Source organism: Accumulibacter sp. (assembly GCF_031732815.1).
In the GTDB taxonomy this organism is placed as follows: Bacteria; Pseudomonadota; Gammaproteobacteria; order Burkholderiales; family Rhodocyclaceae; genus Accumulibacter.
In genome coordinates this window covers 9,213-29,294 of sequence record NZ_JAVMKF010000050.1, presented here as the reverse complement: position 1 = coordinate 29,294, position 20,082 = coordinate 9,213, and the positions used below count along the sequence as shown (strand labels likewise).

Below are 20,082 nucleotides of genomic sequence, written 5' to 3'. Positions count from 1 at the left end.
GTATCTCGATGCAGGATCAGAATCTTGCACTGCAAGGTGAAGCCTTGGCCAAGGCACTCGAAAGGCTGCGTGAGGGCGATACCCGGGTTGTCTGGATGCTTGACCGACTCGGCCGGTCGGTCAAGCATCCGGTCGATCTGGTCGGCGAGCTGCACAAGCAAGGCGTCCAGTTGAGGAGCCTCACCGACGCCATCGACACCGCTACGCCGTCCGGGCGCTCCCTCTGCCACGTCATGGCCAGCCTCGCCGAGATGGGAAGCAAGTTGATTGTCGAGCGCACCCGAACCGGGCTGGATGTCGCCCGACAGCTCGGCTGCAAGGGCGGCCGCAAGCCCGGGATGACGGAAAGCAAGAGCGTGCGGCGGGCCTGCGGCACAACAGGCCGCCCAAATTCCCGGCGGCCTCGCGCATCAGATGGCGGCCGCTTGCTGTACGATGCGGAATTGCCCTTGCCAGGAGGCAGTGCCTGGCTTCGCGCTGGCAACGATGAGCTTCCGGCCTTGGCGGCCCGGGCCAGCAATCGGCCAAGCATTCGCCATGATCGGCAGCGAGGCAAGGATCGCCAGGAAAAGCGAGACCACCTTCTGCAAGCCGCTTTCCTGGCGCATGCCGAAGCTGTCGAAGATGTCGTCAGGGACAAGCCGCAGGCATTCGCCGCCGCGCAGCGCTGCCAGCAGGCGCGTGCAACCGAAAAACCACTCGATAACGGAGTTCGCCCGTGCCCGAAGAAGCGTGCTCTGCGCCAGGCACCACCCATCCACGCCAGGCTCGCCGGCCCGATGACGCTTCGCTGCCGCGCCCGGGCGCATCGGCACTGGTCCTGCTCGCCAGCCTGTATTGCGCGCAGGGCCTGCCCTCGGGACTGATCGCGCATTCGCTGCCCGTGCTGCTGCGCCAACATGGCGCCGATCTGGCCATCATCGGCATGCTCAAGCTGCTCGCACTGCCCTGGATGCTCAAGGTGCTCTGGGCGCCGTGGGTCGACCGCATCGCTTCGCCGCGCCTTGGCCACCATCGCGGCTGGATTCTGCCGCTGCAGACGACGGTCATTCTCTGCGTCGTCTGCCTGGCGGCGCTCGATCCGACGCTGCTCTTCGGCCCCCGCCTGCTTCTCTTGCTCGGCCTGATCCTGCTCATCAACCTGGCCGCGGCGACGCAGGACATCGCCACCGACGGCCTCACCGTTCGCCTGCTCAGCGAACCCTGGCGCGGCCTCGGCAACAGCCTGCAGGTCGGCGGCTACAAGATCGGCATGATCGTCAGCGGCAGCGGACTGTTGCTGGTCATCGACCGCTTCGGCTGGAACCTCAGCCTGGGCGCTGTTGCTTGCCTGCTCATACTGTGCACGCTGCCCATCTGGCGCTTCGATGAGCAAGGCCGGATTCCGCACCAGCCCGGCGCTGGCGAGCAGGCGCTCGGCCCGCGCCTGTTGCTCGCACACTACCGCGGCCTGCTCGCGCAGCCCGGCATGTTCGCCTGGCTGGCCGTCGTCCTCGGCTTCAAGCTGGGCGACGCGCTCGGCTCGCCGATGGTCAAGCCGATGCTCGTCGACCAGGGCTGGAGCAACGCCATGCTCGGCGAGCTGACCTTGATCAGCAGCCTTGCCGGGATCGGCGGCGCCGCGCTGGGCGGCGCGCTCTATGCGCGCCTCGGCGCCTACCGCGCGCTCTTCGTGTTCGGCTTGCTGCAGGCGATCGGCATCGCCGCGATGGCCTTGCTCGTCGCGCGCGGCGGCGACATCGTCATGGTTTACGCAGTGGCGCTCGGCGAGCAGATCGCCGACGGCATGTCTACCGTCGCCTTGTTCGCCGTCATGATGCGGCACTGCCGCGCCGAGCACGAAGGTGCCGACTTCACACTGCAGGCAAGCGCACAGGTCCTGCTCGCCGGACTGGTCGGCGCGAGCAGCGGCGTCCTCGCACAGGCGGTCGGCTACGTGCCGCTGTTCCTGCTCGCCGGGACGCTTGGCCTGGCCGCACTCGGCCTGCTGCGCTACGCACTGCCACCGCCCGCGGCGCGCACGCCAGCGCGCCAGGAGGCAGGAAGCTAGCCCCGCGAAGCGGGCGGCGAAGGCTGCACGCACGCGCAGGCGACCGGTAAAATGGGCGCTTTCTGCTCTTCCGGAAACCCCCCGATGACTCTGCAGCTCCTCACCCCCGTTCGCCTCGGTGCGCTCACCCTGAAAAACCGCGTCGTCATGGCGCCGCTTACCCGTTGTCGCTGCGACAACGCCGGCTACGTGCCCACCGAGATGATGCGGCGCTATTACGCGCAGCGCGCTGCCGCCGGACTGATCGTTTCGGAAGGAACGATCGTCTCGCCGCAGGCGCGCGGCTATCCGTTCACGCCGGGCATCTGGTCGGACGAGCAGGTCGCCGGCTGGCGGCGGGTGACCGACGCTGTGCACGAGAAGGGCGGGTTGATCGTCTGCCAACTGTGGCACTGCGGCCGCCTCTCGCTGCCCGAGTTTCACAGCGGCAAGCCGCCTGTCGCGCCGTCGGCGATCAACCCGGAGTGGAAGATGTTTTCGCCCAGCGGCCAGCCGGAAACGGTGACGCCGCACGCGCTGACCCGCGACGAGATCGCCGGCGTCGTCGCCGACTTCCGACGCGCCGCGGCGAACGCGCTGGCGGCTGGCTTCGACGGCGCCGAGATCCATTCGTCGAACGGCTACCTCTTCCACCAGTTCTTCTCGCGCGACGCCAACACGCGCGACGACGAGTACGGCGGCAGCCACGAGAACCGCGCGCGCTTCTTCTGCCAGGTGCTGGAAGCGGTCGGCCAGGTGATGCCCTTCGACCGCCTTGGCTGCCGGCTCAACCCGATGATGAATCGCTTCCACGGCGTCAATGTGGACGCGGATACGGTGCCGATGTGGGAACATGTCGTCGCCCGCGCCAACGCCTACGGGCTGGCCTACCTGCATTTGAGCGAAGCCTTCATGCCGCGCCAGCTCGACGATACGCCGCACGCGCTGAGCGACGTCGGCGCGCATTTCCGCCCGCTGGCGAAAATGCCCCTGATCGCCAACGGCGGTTTTGACCGCGACACGGGCGAAGCGCGCCTGCACGCCGGACTGTGCGACGCCGTCGCCTACGGCCGTGCGTGGATCGCCAACCCCGACCTGGTCGAGCGCTTTGCGCGCGGCGCGCCGCTCAATCCGCCGGACCTGGCGACCTTTTACAGCGGCGGCGAAAAAGGCTACCTCGACTACGCAACGCTGAGCGCCTGAGCAGCGTCTGCGCGTTTGCCAGCGGCGCCGCACCGCCAGCGCCGCTCAGATCTCGGTGAAGACGCTGGCTTCCGCCAGGCGCGACTTGGGCAGCGCGGCGTTGAAATCGGCCTCGCTGCGGTAACCGAGCGCGACCATCACCAGCGCCGAATAGCCGCGCTCGGCCAGCCCGAGCGCACGGTCGAGCGCCGCCGGGTCGCAGCCTTCCATCGGACATGCGTCGATGCCAAGCGCGGCAGCGCCGGCGAGTAGCATGCCCAGCGCCAGGTAGACCTGACGTTCCATCCATGGGCGCGCATCGTCCAGATCCTTGCGGTGCAGGTCGGCGTAGAAAGTGCGCGCGGTGTTCTGCGCGGCGCGCGCCTGCGCGCTTGCAAAACGCCCGTCAAGCTCCTCCTGCTCGAGCAGGCGGGCCAGATGTTCGTCGTTCAGATCCTGGCGCACGCAGAAGACGATGACCTGCGAGGCATTGCGCACCTTGCCTTCGTTGTACGCGTAGCCGCCCTGCAGTGTCTCGGCGATGCGCGCCTTGCCGGCATCGCTGGCGGCGATCACGTAATGCCAGGGCTGCGAATTGACCGACGACGGCGCGTAGCGCAGCAGCGTGCGCAGTTGCTCGAAGTCTGCGGGCGGAATCTTCCGCGCCGGGTCGAAAGCCTTGCACGTGTGGCGGGTGGTGGCGAGGTGGGCGATGTCCACGTTTTGTCTCCTTACGAGAAAGTGCGCCGCCCGGAACGGGCGGCGACGGTGAAGGGCAGGTCCGACGGGAGACCCCGGCGCGGCCTTGCCCTGACAGTGTTGGCCGGCGCGCATCGGCCCGGCGAGCGGTGGGCGAGCGCTCAGAAGGCTTCGAGAACGATCTTGCCGCGCGCCTTGCCCGCTTCGATCAGCGCGTGCGCACGCCGCAGGTTGGCCGCGTCGATGCGCCCGTAGTGCTCGCCTAGCGTCGTCCTGACCAGGCCGGCGTCGACCAGCGCAGCCAGTTCGCAGAGCAGCCGGTGCTGGGCGATCATGTCGGCGGTCTGGAAGAGCGAGCGGGTAAACATCAGTTCCCAGTGCAGCGAGACGCTTTTCGCCTTCAACTTGCGCACGTCGAGCGGCGTCGCCGGATCGTCGATCAGGCCGAAGCAGCCCTGCGGCGCGAGCACTTCGACGATCTGCGCAAAGTGCTCTTCGCTGTGCGTCAGGCTGACCACATGGCTGACATCCGCGAAGCCGATGCGCTTCAGCTCGTCGGCCAGCGGCCGGCTGTGGTCGAGCACGTGATGCGCACCGAGCTCGCGCACCCAGGACTGCGTCTCGGCGCGCGAAGCGGTGCCGATGACGGTCAGTCCAGTCAGACGGCGCGCCAGTTGCACCAGGATGGAGCCGACACCGCCGCCGGCGCCGACGATCAGCAGGCGCTCGTCGGTCGGCCGCTTGCCCGGCATGATGCGCAGGCGATCGAACAGCATCTCCCAGGCGGTGATCGCGGTGAGCGGCAGCGCCGCCGCCTGGGCAAAGTCCAGCGTGCGCGGCAGGTGCCCGACGATCCGCTCGTCAACCGCCTGCAACTCGGCATTGCTCCCGGCGCGCGTGATGTCGCCGGCGTACCAGACGCGGTCGCCCGGACGAAACAGGCTGACTTGCGGGCCGACGGCACGGACGATGCCGGCCGCGTCCCAGCCGAGCACGCCCCACTCGCCAGCCGGCGGCGTGCGACCGGCGCGGATCTTCACGTCGACCGGATTGACCGAAATCGCTTTCACCTCGACCAGCAGGTCGCGCCCGCTGGCGACCGGTTCGCGCAGTTCGACCTCCTGCAGCGACGCCGGGTCTTCGATCGGCAGGGTTTTCTGGTAGCCAACGGCTTTCATTCCTTTTCTCCATCAGGGTAAGCGGGGTAGTCGGTGTAGCCGTGCGCGTCGCCGCCGAACAGCCGGCTGGCGGCGAAGTCGGCAAGCGGCAGGCCCAGCGCGTAACGGCGCGGCAGATCGGGGTTGGCAATGAACGGCCGGCCGAAGGCGCACAGGTCAGCCAGACCGGCGCGCAGGATCGCCTCGGCGCGCGCCGCGTCGTAACGCCCGGCGACGATCAGCCCGCCCTTGAACACACGGCGCAGCGCGTGGCGGAAATCCTCGGGCACCTGCGGCGCGTCGTCCCAGTCGGCTTCCGACAGGTGAATGTAGGCAAGCCCGAGTTCATTCAGACGCTCGGCCGCGGCCAGGATGGCCGGGATGATTTCCGGACAGTTCATGCCACGCGCGGTGATGAAGGGCGCCAGGCGAACGCCGGTGCGCTCGGCACCGACTTCGCCGGCCACCGCCGTAGCGACTTCGTCGAGAAAGCGGATGCGCCGGTGCAGGCTGCCGCCGTAAGCGTCGCTCCGCTGGTTCGCCGTGCTGCGCAGAAACTGGTCGATCAGGTAGCCGTTGGCGCCATGAATCTCGACGCCGTCGAAACCAGCGGCGAGCGCGTTCGCCGCGCCGCGCCGGAAGTCATCGACGATGCCGGCGATCTCGCCGAGCTCGAGCGCGCGCGGCGTCGGGCAGTCGAGCATGCGGCCGACGCCGTCGGCGTCGGCGACCCACACCTGCGCCTCGGGCGCCAGCGCCGACGGGGCTACCGGCGGCGCGCCGTCGTGAAAGCAGGCGTGCGACATCCGCCCAACGTGCCAGAGCTGCAGGAAGATTCGCCCGCCGGCAGCGTGCACCGCAGTGGTGACCCGCCGCCAGCCGGCAAGCTGCTCCGCCGAGAAGATTCCCGGCGTGAAGCTGTAGCCCTGGCCTTGCCGGGAAATCTGCGTCGCCTCGCTGATGATCAGTCCGGCCGATGCGCGTTGCGCGTAATACTGCGCCATCAGCGCGTTCGCCACGTCGCCCGGCTGCGTCGTCCGGCAGCGCGTCATCGGCGCCATGACGATGCGGTTGGGCAGTTCGAGGGCGCCGAGTCGATACGGCTGGAAGAGACGTTGCAGGCTCATCGTCTGGGCTCCTGGGAAGGTGATCGGAAGCGGGTGGGCAGCGCCAGCCGGCTGCCGACGCCCAAGCTGGCAATCGGTCGGCAACCGCCAGCAAACTGCGCCAAGCGCGGTAACTCGCCAGGCGGGCATGATGGGCCAATTGAAGGAATTGAAAAAGGCTGATACCGTGCAATCAGTTTCAACGCTGGATTGAAGATGATCTACCTGCGCGATATCGAGATCTTCGTCGCCACCGCCGAAGCCGGCAGCCTGTCGGAAGCAGCGCGCCAACTCGACCTGACGCCGGCCGCGGCGAGCGCCTCGCTCAAGCGCCTGGAACGTGAACTGCACGTTGCGCTCTTCGTCCGCTCGACGCGCAGCCTGCGCCTGACGCAGGAAGGCGAAGTCTATCTGCAGCATTGCCGGCAAGGGCTGCACGCCTTTGCCGAGGGGCGCAGCCTGCTCGCCGGCGGCGACGCGACGGTACGCGGCACGCTGCAGATCTCGCTCCCTTCCGACCTCGGTCGCAACATCGTCCTGCCCTGGCTCGACGACTTCCAGACGCGCCACCCGCAACTGCAGGTACGCGTGCAGCTCTCCGACCGCATCGCCGGCGTCTTCCGGCAGCCGATCGATATCGCGCTGCGCTACGGCCTGCCGCCCGATTCGAATCTGGTCGTCCTGCCCGTCGCGCCGGCCAACCGACGCGTGCTCTGCGCCGCGCCCGCCTACCTGAGGCGCGCCGGAACGCCGAAGGCGCCGGCTGCGCTGATCGGCCACAACTGCCTGTGTTTCCTGCTCGGCGACAGCGTGCATGACCGCTGGCGGTTTACGCGCGGCGGCCGTGACGAAGCGGTGCGCGTGCGCGGCGACCGGGTCGCCGACGACGGCGACGCGGTCCGCCGCTGGGCCGTGGCCGGGCGCGGAATCGCCTACAAGTCGGCGCTCGACGTCGCCGACGACCTGCGCGCCGGCCGGCTGGTCGCGCTGTGCACCGATTGGCAGGGCGAACCGGCACCGCTCAATCTGGTCTGCGCCGACCGACGGCAGATCAACCCGGCGGTACGCGAACTGCGCGCCTTTCTCGCCGAGCGCTGCGCAGTGCTACCGGCGGCGCTCACCGGTGCGCTGCCCTGAGCGCCTCCGGTGCGATACTTTGAGCGCCTCCGGTGCGATACTTTGAGCGCGTCCGGTGCGATACTTTGATCGCCTCCGGTGCAACGCTCCAAGCGCACGCGGCTTCTCGGTCGGCCGGCGAATCCGTGCCAATGGGCGGCCGGCTTGAGTGCTGCGCTCGACTAGCCTTCGGCGGCCTTCAATGCGCGGTAGAGCGACATGATCATGCCCGCCGTCGCGCCCCAGATGAAATGCCTGCCGTAGGGCATCGCGTGATAGCGGCGCAGGCGGCCGCGATAATGCAGCGAGTGTTCCTGATGATTGGCCGGGTCGAGCAGGAAGGCGAGCGGGACCTCGAAGACTTCGGCAACTTCGAAAGCGTCCGGAGAGAGTTCGAAGGGCGGCGTCAGACAGGCGACCACCGGCGTCACGCGGAATCCGGTGCTGGTCAGGTATTCCGGCAGATAGCCGGCAATCTCGACGCATTCTGCGGCGAGGCCGATTTCTTCGCCGGCTTCGCGCAGCGCCGTGTGCGCCGGCGACGGATCGCTGTCCTCGCAGCGGCCGCCGGGAAAACTCACCTGCCCCGGATGGTCCTTCAGATGCGCGGTGCGCTGGGTGAGCAGGACGGTCGGTGCAGCGCCGCGGTTGACGATCGGAAAGAGCACCGCGGCCGGCAGCAGATCCTCTTCGCCGACGCCGTCTTCAAGCACTGCGTGCGTGCGCGAGGGCGCACGCAGCAAGACGCGGCGCAAGCGAGCGAGATCGAACGGCCCAGCGCCCGGTGGCAACGGGCGGTGCAGCGTATCAATTCCCGGCAAGGCGCTCGTCCGGATTGGCGGTCTGCGCGCGCACGGCCGCCAGCGCGTCCTGCAAGGTCTCTTCCGGCAGCGCATTGAGTGCAATCGCCAGCAGATCGGCCGACTTTACCGCGCTTGCCGGCAAGAGCGCGCTGTCCAGCGTCGCCACCAGCGCTGCACCCGCGCCGGCGACACGCAGCAGGGTCTGCCGCTCGTTCATCAACATGTCGAGTTCGCGACCCAGCATGGCTGTTCTTTCTGCCCGGTGACGCATCAGGGGGTTTCTCCTAGTAACGTTTCTTCAAGGTCATCGTCTGGCCGTCGCGCAGCATCTCGCAACGGTTGAGGAAGCTCATTCCGAGCAGGACGAAAGGCATGTCCTGCGTGCTCACGCCGGCATCGACGCCATGCACGACGATATCGCCGACGCGCACCGCGTCGAGCTTGACGCGCGAGATCGGCGCCACACCGTTCGCCGTCATGGTCATCTCGGCCGTTCCCTTGCCCGGATCGATGCCGATACGCTTGGCTTCGCTGGGCCCGAGTGCGATGATCGAGGCACCGGTATCGACCATGAAGCGCACGGCGACGCCATTGATCGTTCCGGTGGTCAGGAAATGGCCACGTACATCCGAGGTCAACACCGCCTGGCTGGGCGCCTGTCCGCCCGGCTGCGCGGCGACATTCTGCCCGACGCGCAGGGTACGCTTCTTGCCGTCGACTTCCAGCGTTGCCGTTTCGTTATCGACCGCCAGCACGCGTACGCCTTCGGCGGTCTTCGCGCCGACCGCGATCGTCCGCGGCGGGCCACCGTCGATGGTGAGCAAAGCCTTGCCGGGAAAGACTCCAGCCAGTCCGACATCGGCCGCGACCGCCGCGGGACCTGAGACGCCAAGCGCCAGCAGCGCTACGGTGCTCGCCGCAGACGGCAAAGCTTTCATCAGGCCAGGCAGTCTCGACCACGTGATCGCACTCATTCCAGCTCTCCCTGTCAACGACGACATTTTCGCCATGCGCCGATTTGGCGGACAAGGCATTTTGCCACAAACCTTCGGCATCGCCCGTACCGCGTCGGCCGCGTCGCCGGATCAGGCCAGCGAGCTGCTGTCTGTCGTTGCCACGACCGGCGCTGGCGCCGTGCGTCCGGCGAGTTGGTGCAGGTAGGGCTGCGCTGCGTCGAAAGCGGCGAGCATGGTCGCGGCGTGGCGCGCGAAATCGTCCGACCGGCCGTTCCGCGCGTCGGCTTCGAGCACCTTCGCCGCGTGCGAGAGGCGCATGACGCCGAGCGTTGCGCTGCTCGACTTGAGCTGGTGGGCGAGCGCCGCGACCTGGCCGGCGTCCTTCGCCTGCACCGCCTTCGCCAGCTCGGCCAGCTTGAGCGGCGTACTGTCGAGAAAGATGCCGATCACCCGGGCGAAGAAGTCGGCTTTGCCGATCGCGCGCAAGGTGTGCAGGATCTCCTCGTCGACACCGTGCGCGCCGGCCGGCTCGCTGCCTGCCGCCGGTGCGCCGCCGGCGGCGATCGGCCCGGCCGCAGCCGGTCGCACCCAGCGTTCGAGCATCGTGCGCAATACATCGCGCCGGAAAGGCTTGCTCATGTAATCGTCCATCCCGGCGGCCAGACATGCGTCGCGGTCGCCCTGCATGGCATTCGCGGTGAGAGCGATGATCGGCACCCGCGGGCGCGCCTGGCCGTCGCGCTGGGCGTCGCTTTCCAGCCGGCGAATTCGTCGCGTCGCTTCGTAGCCGTCGATTCCCGGCATCTGGCAGTCCATCAGCACGATGTCGAAAGCCTCGGCGCGCAGCGCGGCGATCGCCTCCAGTCCGCCGTCTGCGACGCGCGTGCGGCAACCCAGCCAGTCCAGCGTCGCGCAGGCAACCGCCTGATTGACCGCATTGTCTTCGACCAGCAGCACCTTGACGCCGAGCAGTGGACCGTCATCGCCGTCGCCATCGCCGGCGCTACCCGGCTGATCGGCGGCGAGCAGCCCGGCGACCCGCAACAGGCTGGCGAAAAGCTGCGCCTTGCGGATCGGCTTGTGCAGGTAGTCGTCGGCCGCCGCAGCGCTCATCGCTCCGGCCAGAGCGGCACGCGTCATCGCGCTCAGGATGAGCAGACGCAGGCTGCCCAGGCGATCGTCCGTGCGCACCCGGCGCGCCAGCGCGACGCCGTCCAGGCCGGCCGGCTCGGCGTCGAGCAGGGCGACGGAGAATGGGCGCCCGGCGTCCGCCGCGCGGCGCAGAACGGCAAGCGCTTCGCTCGCCTCGCTCGCCATCTCGCAATGCATTCCCCAGCCGTGCAGGTAGCGGAAAAGCACATCTCGCCCGCGGCTGCTCTCGGCGACGACCAGAACGCGCTGCCCGCGCAGGCCGTTACCGTCGCCTTCGTGTTCGCCGGCGGGATGGCCGGGCGCCAACTGCAGGCGGACGGTGAACCAGAAGGAGCTCCCCTTGCCCGGCGCGCTGACGACGCCGACTTCACCACCGAGCAGCGCCGACAACTGGCGCACGATGGCGAGTCCCAGACCGGTGCCGCCGTAGCGCCGTGCAGTGCTGCTGTCGGCCTGCGAGAACTCATCGAAGATGCTGTTCTGCTTGGCCGGCTCGATGCCCGTTCCAGTGTCGCTGACCGTCGTCTTGATGACGATCCCGGTCTCCCCCTGCTCGACCAGGCCGACGTCGACCCAGACCTCGCCACGCGCCGTAAACTTGATCGCATTGCTCAGCAGGTTGGTGACGATCTGGCGCAGGCGCCCGGCGTCGCCCTTGACCCAGAGCGGCAGTTCGGATCCGATCGCGCAGGCAAGGTTCAGCCCCTTGGCGTGCGCGCGCTCGGCAAACAGGCCAACCGCTTCTTCCATGCTCTCGCGCAGACAGAAGTCGACCGGGTCGAGTTCGAGCTTGCCGGCTTCGATCTTCGAGAAGTCGAGGATGTCGTTGATCACCGAGAGCAAGGCCTGACCGGAATGCATGACGGTTTGCGCGAAGTCGCGTTGCCGCTCGTTCAGCGGCGTGTCGAGCAGCACCTCGGTCATACCGATGATGCCGTTCATCGGTGTCCTGATTTCGTGACTCATGTTGGCCAGGAAGATCGACTTCGCCCGGCTCGCCTGCTCGGCCATTGCCTGCGCCTCGTTGGCGCGCTGCGCGACGGTCGCCAGTTCGTGGTTGCTGCGCGCCAGCTCATCGCCGCGCTCGGCCAGCCGGTGATCGCACTCCTCGATCTGGGCGAGCATGCTGTTGAAGCCCTCGGTCAGGCGGGCAACCTCTTCCGGCGCCTCGCCGTTGCCGGAGGACGCGCGAATGCTGAAATCCTGCTGCTCGCTGACCCGCCGCATCGACTCGGCAAGACGCAGGATGGGCGCAACGATGCGTTGCTGCAGCCGCGCCGAAAGCAGCGAAGCAACGCCGCCGGCGAGCAGGAGGACGGTGACGATGAACAGGGTATTGAGCAGCAGTTGCTGGTGCAGGCGCGTCAGGCTGGCACGGATGTACAGGCAGCCGATGGTTTCGTTGTGCAGGACGACCGGGCTCAGATAGTCGACACCGTCGATGTGCAGACGATGGACCGCCTGCCCATCGCTGACCAGCAGCGGCAGCTTTTCGCTCACCCAGGGCGGCGTCGCGGCAGGCGCGGCGGGCTGGCCGTCGTCCGACTGATGACTGACGAAGAGCTCGCCATCGCTGGTGAATAGCGCGCCCGACTCGATATCCGGATCCGCCTGCAGCGATGAAAGGAGCTTGGCCGCCTGGCGGGCGTCGGCAAACTCGATCGCCGCGGTCGCGTTGCGGGCGACGATGCCGGCCACCACGTCGAGCCGTTCGAGCAGCGAACGCGAGTAGGAGAACGCCTGAAAGCCGAGCACGAGCAGTGCGACGAAAGCGAGCGTGCCGCCGACGGTGGCCCAGATGCTGTAGCGCAAACGACTGCGAATGGAGGCATTTCGCCCTCTGGATGAGCGGCTCATCGGTCGTCGCCTTTCAGTCGACCAGCGTAGCAAGTTCAAGCAAGGGAGCGGCCATCTCCAGCCCATTCTCGCGCACGGCTTTCAGACTGACTTCGAAGAGCAGCCGGTTCTCGCCGCGCAAGAGTCCGACGCAGCCACCGCGACGCGCAAAGTCGGGTGCGTCGCCGAGGGTCAACAGCGGCCTGCCGCGCAGTGCAGCCAGCACGCTGCCGGCGTCGCGGATACCGGCCGACAGATAGAGCGCGTGACACGCCTTGACTTCGGCGAGCGACAAGTTGTGCACGCGGCGCAGCGCGACCGTATGTTCGCCGATCAGGCGCCCTTCCGCACTGGCCAGCGCTTCCGCGATCGGCGCTTCGCCGGCGACGCAGAGTACCAGCGGGTCCTTGGCGGCGAGCGTCGCTGCCGGCCAGGTGACGAACTTCAGGATCTTGAAGACGAGAACCGCCTTGATCCGCTCTTCGCGTGAGACGAGAGGATCGGCCAGGAGCGATCCGGCGAAAGCGGCAAGCGCAGCCAGGCAGGCCCAACGGCGCAAGCGCGCGATCAGGACGGCCATCCGTTGCTCCCCAGCGTCGCCAGCAGCCGCTGCATGTTCGATCCCCAACGCGTCAGAACTTCCAGGTGACCTGGGCCGCCACCGACCGGTCGACCTCGAGCGATGGGATGTCCTGCAGTTCGGATCTGAACTCGGGATGACTGCGGTGCAGCAGGTTGCGCCCGATCAAGGCCAGTTCGACATCCTTGCGCGGGCGCCAGGCGAGACGTGCGTCAAGTTCGGTATAGGCGGGAATCGCCACGCCGGCGCCGACATCGGCCAGCCGGCCAACTCGCCTGAGCCAGAAATCGACGTCGACCGAGCTGCGCGGACTCCACATCGCCCGCAGCGACGCCTGCACTTCCGGCGCACTTTCCTCACGATCGGTCGAGAACGCCGTCCCCCTTTCCTGGACGCTCATCGACTGCTGACTGAGCGCCGCCTGAAAGCGCAGCGTGCTCAAGGGTCGCCAGTCGAGCGCCAGCTCGACGCCATGGCTGCGCGCGCGCGCCTCGTTGGCCACGAGCGACGACTGGAGGAGGTAGCTCTGCCCGGGCTGCAGCAGGCAGCCAGGCACCGGCGCGCGCGCCGGCATGCACAGCAGGCCGATCAAGCGGCCGGAACGCAGCTTGTCGTATTCATTGTAATAGAGCGAAAGATCGGCGCTCAGCGTCTTGCTGAAACGCTGTTTGACGCCCACTTCGTAGGCAATCAGCGACTCCGATTCGACGATCCCGGCGCCCTGGACGAGCACCGGCAGGGGCAGCATCATCGACGGCGGCAGCAACTGGACGTTGACGTAGCCGCCGCGGTCGATGCGGCTGGGCGTGCGCACCGCCTTGGCTACCGAGGTCCACAACGACGTGCTCTCGCTCGGCGTCCACAAAAGACGGGCGTTCGGCTGGAACTCGACGCCGGTATAGTCGTTCTTCTCGAACTTGCCGCCAAGCGTCAGGATCAGCTTTTCCGGCACCAGCGCGATGTCGTCCTGGAGAAACGCGCTGAGCAGCCGGCGCTCGGCCGAGGCGGGCTGAACATCGGGGTAAACCAGGCTGGCTGCCGGAACTCCCCGGTACGACGGGTGCAGCGCGTCGCGGCTGTAGCGGTACGCCAGACCGGCGACCAGGTCGTGTCCGGAAAAGCGTCGACTACGGTACTGAAAGTCCAGGTCATACGTTGTCCGCCGCTCGTCGAAGTGCAGCGGCCAGTCGCGCCGGGTGTAATCGACGTAGGCCTGCAGCGTAAACGAGTCGCTCGCCGAAACCTCGCGCTGCCAGCGCAGCGTCAGGTTGCCGCCGGCGAGCTTCTGATCGGTTTCAGCAATCGCGTTGTACGGTGGTATGACGAAGTTCAGATTCGACAACTCGCCCGAGCGGCCGCGGTAGTAATCGCCCTGCAGCGTCACCGCGTCGCGCGTGCTCGGCGTCAGATCGGCGCGAAAGCCGGCGCGCGCCTGGCGCCACGAATCGCCGGCGTCCTTGCCGGTCGCCTCGACGACCACCGGATCGCGTGTGAAACCCTTGGCGTAGGCGCGCCAATGGCCGAGTTCGCCGAAACTGCCCCCGTAACGCACGGCACCACCACGCTCGTCATCGCCAGCGCGACCGACGAGCAGGCCACCCTGCGTACTGGCCGCCGACCGGGTGATGATGTTGATCACGCCGTTGACCGCGTTCGCTCCCCAGAGCGTGGCGCCCGGCCCGCGGATGACTTCGATGCGCTCGATATCCTCGATGACCGCATCCTGGACATCCCAGTAGACGCCGGAGAAGGTCGGCGAGTAGACGCTGCGCCCGTCCATCAGGACGAGCAGCTTGTTGGTGAAGCGCCCGTCCATACCGCGCGAACTGACCGCCCAGGTATTCGAACTGATCTGCCCGACCTGGACGCCCGGCACCATGCGCAACAAGTCGGGGATGGTCGTCGCGCCCGAACGCCGGATGTCGTCGGCGGTAATCACGAACACCGCCGCTGCCGCCTGCGAAACCGTCTGCGGTTTCTTCGACACCGAAGTAATCTCGAGATTGAGCACTTCGGTCAGATCGAGATCGAACAGCGGGTCATCCGCTGCCTGGCCGGCGAACGGCAACAGGCCGACGACGAGCGAACACAGCACGGCCATCTGCCGCCTGCCGAGAATGAAACGAGCAGGACACTCCATCACATATCCCCTATGACCAATTGCCAAATCCTGCCGCAGGCGATCGCCCGGCCGTTGTGCGGCCCGGCGCAAGTAGAACACGCGCGCACACGGTACAGCAGGAACCAGATCACACCCACTCTGCTTGCAGCACAGCCTGCGCAAGCGAAGCCGCACCCGGCGCAACGCTCAGGCGTTGCCGGGAGCCCTGCTCCAGCTTTATCGTTGACGGCGCAATTGGCGATCTCTTTAGTGCATATCGACGGTCATCAGCGCGCGTCGCCGATGACCGCTACGCCGAGGCTTCCATTCGCCGGGTGCGGCAGGCTAAGATTTCCCCGCGCAGAACGGCGCTCGCCCGCCCCGGCAGGCGACTTCCGGCGCGTTCGCTGCGCGCCACCAACAGCAAGCGAAAGGATTCCCCGATGATCAGGAGCAAAGCGTACGCAGCGCAGAACAAGACGAGCGGCCTCGCCCCGTTCGAGCTCTACCGGCGCGAACCGGCTGCCGACGACGTACAGATCGAGATTCTCTATTGCGGCGTTTGCCATTCCGACCTGCACACGGCGCGCGGCGAGTGGCCGAACACCCTCTACCCGTCGGTTCCCGGCCATGAAATCGTCGGCCGCGTCTGCGCCGTCGGCAGCCAGGTACGCCGCTTCAAGGTCGGCGATCTGGCCGGCGTGGGCTGCATGATCGACAGTTGCGGGCATTGTCACTCGTGCGCCGAGGGCGAAGAGCAGTACTGCGAGAACGGTTTCACCGGAACCTACAACGGCCCGGTGTTCGGCGGCGAAAACACCTACGGCGGCTACTCGCAGACGATCGTCGTCAAGGAGTCGTTTGTCCTCCAGATCAGACACGCCGCCGACGACCTGGCGCGCGTCGCGCCGCTGCTCTGCGCCGGCATCACCACCTACTCCCCGCTGCGCCACTGGCGCGTCGGACCAGGGACGACGGTCGGCATCGTCGGGCTGGGCGGACTTGGCCACATGGGCGTCAAGATCGCACACGCGCTGGGCGCGCAGGTCGTTCTGTTCACCACTTCGCCGGGCAAGATCGCCGACGGCAGACGACTGGGTGCCGACGAAGTCTGCGTATCCACCGACGACGCGCAGATGGCGGCGTACGCCAACCGTGTTGACTTCATTCTCGACACGGTGGCCGTCCCGCACGATCTCGACGCCTACCTGAGCCTGCTCAAGCGCGACGGCACGCTCGCCTTGGTCGGCGCACCAGCCGCGCCGCACCCGGCGGGCAATGTCTTCAATCTGATTCTCAAGCGGCGCCGGATTGCCGGATCGCTCATCGGCGGCATCCGCGAAACGCAGGAGATGCTCGACTTCTGCGCCGAGCATCAGATCGTCTCCGACATCGAGGTGATTCCGATCGATTACATCAATGTGGCCTACGACCGGATGCTGAACAGCGACGTCAAGTACCGCTTCGTGATCGACATGGCCAGCCTGCGTGACGCCTGAGGCGACGCCCGAGCCCATACTCGCCACACGGCCGCGCCGCGCCGTGCTTACTCCGCCGACGGCTCGCGCGGCGCCGGGTCAGCAGCGGCTGCCGGGTGCGACAGGCGAGCCAGCTCGGCGTCCAGTTCGGGCAGCGCGCGCGCGAACTCGGCCTGCAGCCGGGGTAGCTCGGCCTCGACGGCAGCGCGCTCGGCGCGCCGGGCGAGCGCTTCCAGGTGAGCCGCCAGCGCCGCCACGCTGGGCAGACCGATCGCCGCACTCGACGACTTCAGGCTATGCGCCGCGCGCGTCACTTCCGGCCAGGCGTCGGCCGCCAGGCGGCGGCTGATCGTCGCCAGCAACTCCGGCGTTTCCTGCAGGTAGATCCCGATCACGCGGGCAATCAGATCGCCGTTCAGCGAGGCGGCAAAATCCGGGTTTTCGATCAGCGCCGAGCGGTCGAGCAGCGCACTGGAGCAGGCCGCGGGCGGGCCGGGCGCAGCCGCCTGAGGCGGCGCCACGCCTTCCCGCAGTGGCGTGCCGACCAGCCCCGGCGCGACCTCTGGCAACACCAGGTCGGCCGGCGGCACTGCGCTCGCGGGCGCCGCCGCCCGACTGCCGTCGTCGGGCAGCCAGCGCCGCAAGCACGCGGCCAGCGCTTCGAGCCGGATCGGCTTGCTCAAATAGTCGTCCATCCCGGCGGCGAGGCAGCGCTGCCGATCTTCCGGCAGCGCGTTGGCAGTCAGCGCAATGATCGGCACGCGCGCCAGCGCGCCGGCGCCGGCGCGGATCGCCGCGGTCGCCGCATAGCCGTCCATCACCGGCATCTGACAGTCCATCAGGACCAGATCGAAGGCGCCGCCAGGCAGCGCCTCGACGGCCGCTGCACCGTTGGCGACGATCGTCACCGTCACCCCGAGTTCGCCGAGCATCGCCTCGATCACCGACTGATTGACCGGGTTGTCCTCGGCGACCAGAATCCTTCCATTCAGCGTCTGGCGGCTGCCCGCCCCGGCGCCGTCGCTCGCCACCGGTGCCAAGGCCGCGGCAAACGGCAGGTCGACGGTAAACGTGCTGCCCGCACCCGGTGTGCTGTCGACGCTGATCGAGCCGCCCATCAGCTCGACCAGGTGGCGGCAGATAACCAGCCCGAGGCCGCTGCCACCATAACGGCGCGTGGTCGATTGGTCGGCCTGAACGAAGGGCTGAAACAGCCGGGCCAGCGCTTCCGGCGCGATCCCGATGCCGCTGTCGCGCACGAGGAAGCGCAGCCAGAGACGGGAATCGCCGTCCCGATCCGCCAGCCGCTCGGCGGCGAGCAGCACGCGCCCGTGTTCGGTAAATTTGATCGCGTTGCTGAGCAGATTGGAAAGCACCTGGCGCAGCCGGGTGGGGTCGCCGTTGACCTCCAGACTGGCCGGAATGCGCAGATCGCTGCTCAGCACGTTGCCATGCACCGAGGCAATCTCGCGAAAGGCGTCGGCCATCGGCACGAGCACGGCCATCAGATCGAAGTCGATCTGCTCGACGACGATGCGGCCGGCCTCGATCTTGGCCAGATCGAGGATGTCGCCGAGCAGCGCGTGCAGCGACTGGCCGGCGCTGGTGATCGCCCGCAGGTAGCGCGCCTGCTCGGCGGCGAGTGGCGTACGCGCGAGCACTTCGGCCATGCCGAGGATGCCGTTGAGCGGCGTGCGAATCTCATGGCTCATGTTGGAGAGGAACTGCGACTTCGCCTTGCTCGCCTGTTCGGCCGCCTGCGTCGCCTCGGCGAGTTCCCGGTTGCGCCGCACCAGGCGATCGGTCAGCGTTTCCAGCACCTTGACGATGGCCGCGATTTCGTTCGACGAACCACTCTCGATCGCGCTGCCGGTGAGCGCGACGGCCGACGCTTCGGCGCGTTCGCGCAGTGCGCGCAAGGGGCGCAGCACCCAGCGCACGAGGGCACTCCCGAGCAGCACGCTGACCAGCAGAATGCCCAGCGTGATCAGCAGCGAGCGCTCGTTGGCACGCGCCAGCATTTCGTAGGCCTGCGCGCTGTCGAGCACGGCGACGATGACGAAGGCGTTGTCGACGATGGTCAGCGGCAGGTAGGCGAGCGTCCGATGCGCCTGCATGTCGTGCCGGTAGACCGGAATCTTCTGAGCGAAAGCCTCCTGGATCGCCGCCTGGTCGAGCGTGTAGGGGACGCTTTGCGAACTGGCGAGCAAGGCCCCGGTGCGCGCAATCAGGAAGAGGTCGGCACCCAGGTCTTCGCCGATCTTCGCCAGCAGCGACGAATCGATGCGGACGCCGGCGACCAGCGCGCCGACGACCTTGCCCTTCCAGTCGACCGGCTCGATCGCCTGCACGGTGACCACGCCGTTGTCGATCGTGCTGGCCATCTGGCCCTGCCCGGCAAGCGCCTCGAAGACACCCCAGACTTCCGACAGATCGCCATTCCGCGCGCGCTCGTGCGCACGATAGACGACCAGCTGCCGGCTGTCGGCAATCTCCATCTGCGCGACCGCGCTTGCTGCCAGCGCTTCGTCGAGCACCTCGCGCACGGTTTCGACCGCCGCCTCGCCAGATTGCGCCAGGTTGCGCCCCAGGCTGTTGCGCCGTGCGGTGAGGCGCGCGGTCAGGCGCGCCCGCCGCGACTGCTCGACCACGAGTTCCTCGACGACGCGCCCGACGGTCAGCATCTTGTCGATCTCGCGCGCGCGCACCGTCGCCTGCAGAGCCTGGTGCGAAACGAGCAGCGCCGTCCACTGCGCGAGCGCCGCGAGAACGGCGAAAAGGGCAACCAGCGAAACGGTGATCGAGAAACGCAGGCGCACCGCTGGGCCTGGCCGTCGGCGTTCAGCGCGCGCCGGAAGCCGGCAGGATGCCGTGCCGGCGCAGCAGGCTCAGGCCGTCAGGCGAGCGGACAAAATCCAGGAAGGCACGGCCGGCCGGCGTCAGGCCATTCGGCTTGTGGATCAGACCCAGTTCGACCGAGGCCGGATAACGGCCCTGCTCGACGTTTTCCGCCGTCGGTTCGACACCGTCGAGCGCCAGATGGACAAGCTTGCTCTGCGCCGCGCCGAGTGCCGAGCGGTTGAGAAAACCCAGACTGGTCGGGTAGCGATCGAGCAACTCGATCAGTTGTGGATCGAGATGAACGACCTTCACCGCCGGATCGAAAACCAGGTCCTTGAACGGCTTGATGGTCCGACCCAGCGCCTGCCGGCTGGCGTCCGAATTCTCCCGGCCGAGCACGCGAATCGGCGCCGGCCGGCCGCCGAGTTCGCTCCAGTTGCGCACCTTCCCGCCATAGATGTCGAGCAACTGCGCCGAAGTCAGTTTGCGCACGCCGACCTGCGCGCCGCCGACGATGACCACCGGATCGCGCCCCAGCGGCACATGCACAAAGCCCTGGCGCGCCTCATCGTCCTTCAGCGAACGCCCGACGCGACCGAGCGACGAGATTCCCTCGCCGACGTCGCGCACCGCACCGGCGGTTCCGGTCGAAGGTGGAACGATCACCCGGTGTTGACTCTGCCGCTCGTTGAACGCCTTGGCCAGTTGTCCGAGAACGTGTTCCGGGTTGCCGCTGCCCGGAATCACCAGATTCTCGGCGCGCGCCAGGCAGGCAAACAGCAAGGCGAGCAAAGCCAGCCCGATCGGCGGCAAGCAACGCAAAGTGCTCAACATGACGAAATCTCCCGGCCAGAGCCCAGGTGCGAGACGCGGCGCCGGCGCGCGGCGCTGGCCCGCGCGGCGAACCCGGTCAGACCAGTATCGGCCGCAGCGCAGCAAACTTTAGTTGCCCGCTCAACTGCGCGGCTGCCGACCAAGCAGGAAGAACTCGTCGTTCGGCCGCATCGAGGTCATGTTGGCCAGACGGTTCGACATGGCGAAGAAGG

General features: G+C 67.8%; 16 protein-coding genes and 2 pseudogenes. 5 read left to right on the top strand and 13 right to left on the bottom strand.

The genetic code is table 11. The features are described 5' to 3' along the window. Positions 1-2 precede the first annotated feature (2 nt). Positions 3-353 (top strand): annotated as a pseudogene (locus RKP46_RS04605) (recombinase family protein); the annotation flags it as partial. A gap of 57 nt (positions 354-410) precedes the next feature. Here RKP46_RS04605 and RKP46_RS04600 read toward each other — a convergent pair. Then, a complete protein-coding gene (locus tag RKP46_RS04600) occupies positions 411-761 on the bottom strand; it encodes a hypothetical protein (protein ID WP_311105550.1) in 351 nt (116 codons plus the stop codon). A gap of 29 nt (positions 762-790) precedes the next feature. Between RKP46_RS04600 and RKP46_RS04595 the strand changes: the two genes are divergently transcribed. After that, on the top strand, positions 791-2,050 hold the full coding sequence (locus RKP46_RS04595) for an MFS transporter (RefSeq protein WP_311105548.1): 1,260 nt from the start codon (positions 791-793) through the stop codon (positions 2,048-2,050). Positions 2,051-2,134: 84 nt separating this feature from the next. Beyond that, complete coding sequence (locus RKP46_RS04590) at positions 2,135-3,232, top strand: alkene reductase (RefSeq protein ID WP_311105539.1); 1,098 nt, start codon at positions 2,135-2,137, stop codon at positions 3,230-3,232. 45 nt (positions 3,233-3,277) lie between these two features. Here RKP46_RS04590 and nfsB read toward each other — a convergent pair whose 3' ends face one another. From nfsB to RKP46_RS04575, 3 genes are all read right to left on the bottom strand, one after another. Beyond that, complete coding sequence (nfsB, locus tag RKP46_RS04585; RefSeq protein ID WP_311105538.1) at positions 3,278-3,931, bottom strand: oxygen-insensitive NAD(P)H nitroreductase; 654 nt, start codon at positions 3,929-3,931, stop codon at positions 3,278-3,280. Between the two features lie 140 nt (positions 3,932-4,071). Next, complete coding sequence (locus tag RKP46_RS04580; RefSeq protein ID WP_311105537.1) at positions 4,072-5,088, bottom strand: zinc-binding alcohol dehydrogenase family protein; 1,017 nt, start codon at positions 5,086-5,088, stop codon at positions 4,072-4,074. Beyond that, positions 5,085-6,194: an alkene reductase gene (locus RKP46_RS04575; protein ID WP_311105536.1), complete on the bottom strand. Its 1,110-nt coding sequence runs from the start codon at positions 6,192-6,194 to the stop codon at positions 5,085-5,087. Before RKP46_RS04575 ends, RKP46_RS04580 begins: the two co-directional genes overlap by 4 nt. A 195-nt stretch (positions 6,195-6,389) precedes the next feature. Here RKP46_RS04575 and RKP46_RS04570 point away from each other — a divergent pair, with 195 nt between their 5' ends. Further along, the gene (locus RKP46_RS04570; RefSeq protein WP_311105535.1) at positions 6,390-7,310 is read left to right on the top strand and encodes a LysR family transcriptional regulator; all 921 of its coding nucleotides are present in this window, start codon (positions 6,390-6,392) and stop codon (positions 7,308-7,310) included. Positions 7,311-7,471: 161 nt separating this feature from the next. Here the strand turns inward: RKP46_RS04570 and RKP46_RS04565 are convergent, their stop codons facing one another. The 6 genes from RKP46_RS04565 to RKP46_RS04540 all read right to left on the bottom strand — a co-directional run bounded on the left by RKP46_RS04565 (position 7,472) and on the right by RKP46_RS04540 (position 14,756). Next, on the bottom strand, positions 7,472-8,185 hold the full coding sequence (locus tag RKP46_RS04565) for a CoA pyrophosphatase (protein WP_409194104.1): 714 nt from the start codon (positions 8,183-8,185) through the stop codon (positions 7,472-7,474). After that, complete coding sequence (locus RKP46_RS04560; protein ID WP_311105534.1) at positions 8,097-8,363, bottom strand: hypothetical protein; 267 nt, start codon at positions 8,361-8,363, stop codon at positions 8,097-8,099. The genes RKP46_RS04565 and RKP46_RS04560 overlap by 89 nt, the downstream gene beginning before the upstream one ends. 13 nt (positions 8,364-8,376) lie before the next feature. Then, a complete protein-coding gene (locus tag RKP46_RS04555; RefSeq protein WP_311105533.1) occupies positions 8,377-9,066 on the bottom strand; it encodes a TIGR02281 family clan AA aspartic protease in 690 nt (229 codons plus the stop codon). Positions 9,067-9,177: 111 nt separating this feature from the next. Further along, entirely contained in the window at positions 9,178-12,057 is a 2,880-nt protein-coding gene (locus RKP46_RS04550; protein WP_311105532.1) for a response regulator, read from the bottom strand. 13 nt (positions 12,058-12,070) lie between these two features. Further along, positions 12,071-12,616: a YfiR family protein gene (locus RKP46_RS04545; protein WP_311105531.1), complete on the bottom strand. Its 546-nt coding sequence runs from the start codon at positions 12,614-12,616 to the stop codon at positions 12,071-12,073. A gap of 52 nt (positions 12,617-12,668) precedes the next feature. Beyond that, positions 12,669-14,756 carry a TonB-dependent receptor gene (locus tag RKP46_RS04540; RefSeq protein WP_311105530.1) on the bottom strand — a complete coding sequence of 696 codons (2,088 nt, stop codon included), beginning with the start codon at positions 14,754-14,756 and terminating at the stop codon, positions 12,669-12,671. 404 nt (positions 14,757-15,160) lie between these two features. On the opposite strand from RKP46_RS04540, the gene RKP46_RS04535 reads away from it, so the two are divergent. After that, positions 15,161-16,216, top strand: a complete 1,056-nt coding sequence (locus RKP46_RS04535) for an NAD(P)-dependent alcohol dehydrogenase (protein WP_311105529.1) — start codon at positions 15,161-15,163, stop codon at positions 16,214-16,216. 47 nt (positions 16,217-16,263) lie between these two features. Here the strand turns inward: RKP46_RS04535 and RKP46_RS04530 are convergent, their stop codons facing one another. The 3 genes and pseudogenes from RKP46_RS04530 to RKP46_RS04520 all read right to left on the bottom strand — a co-directional run. Further along, on the bottom strand, positions 16,264-19,014 hold the full coding sequence (locus RKP46_RS04530; protein ID WP_311105528.1) for an ATP-binding protein: 2,751 nt from the start codon (positions 19,012-19,014) through the stop codon (positions 16,264-16,266). A gap of 22 nt (positions 19,015-19,036) precedes the next feature. Next, complete coding sequence (locus tag RKP46_RS04525; RefSeq protein ID WP_311105527.1) at positions 19,037-19,870, bottom strand: substrate-binding domain-containing protein; 834 nt, start codon at positions 19,868-19,870, stop codon at positions 19,037-19,039. Between the two features lie 120 nt (positions 19,871-19,990). Beyond that, positions 19,991-20,082 (bottom strand): annotated as a pseudogene (locus RKP46_RS04520) (alkylhydroperoxidase); the annotation flags it as partial.